This window comes from Acinetobacter sp. NIOH-H-8 (assembly GCF_046635365.1).
Classification (GTDB): Bacteria; Pseudomonadota; Gammaproteobacteria; order Pseudomonadales; family Moraxellaceae; genus Acinetobacter.
The window spans coordinates 1-394 of record NZ_JBHDVN010000336.1; the positions used below are offsets into that span (position 1 = coordinate 1).

Annotated in this window: 1 pseudogene; it reads right to left on the reverse strand. The window is 54.8% G+C overall.

Going from position 1 to position 394, the window contains the following annotated elements:
* Positions 1 to 382: pseudogene (locus tag ACEWB7_RS18530) on the reverse strand (hypothetical protein); the annotation flags it as partial.
* Positions 383 to 394 lie beyond the last annotated feature (12 nt).

Below are 394 nucleotides of genomic sequence, written 5' to 3' on the forward strand. Positions count from 1 at the left end.
TGCTAACCGGGCCGTGAAATCCGCTATCGAAGTTTCCCGGGCGGTAATCTCCGGTGCGGCGCGGACCGTCCTGTAATAGTGATGCGGGATGGATCAAGCCGTCATCCAGCGCCAGACCATACACAAAGGGTTTGAGTACCGATCCCGGCGATCGGATCGCATTGACCATATCAACATGACCAAAGCGTGAATCATCGTTGAGATCAACCGATCCCACCCAGCCGCGAACACGCATATCGGTATGATCAACCACGATCATCGCCAGTGAGCTGCGCGGTGGCAACCGCCCTTTCCAGTTTTGCGCCAGTTCTTCCAGACGTCGTTGAAGACCGGCATCCAGCGTAGTAACGATTTTGTCGCTTTTGCTTTTACCGAGCATCATGCGCGAAAACAG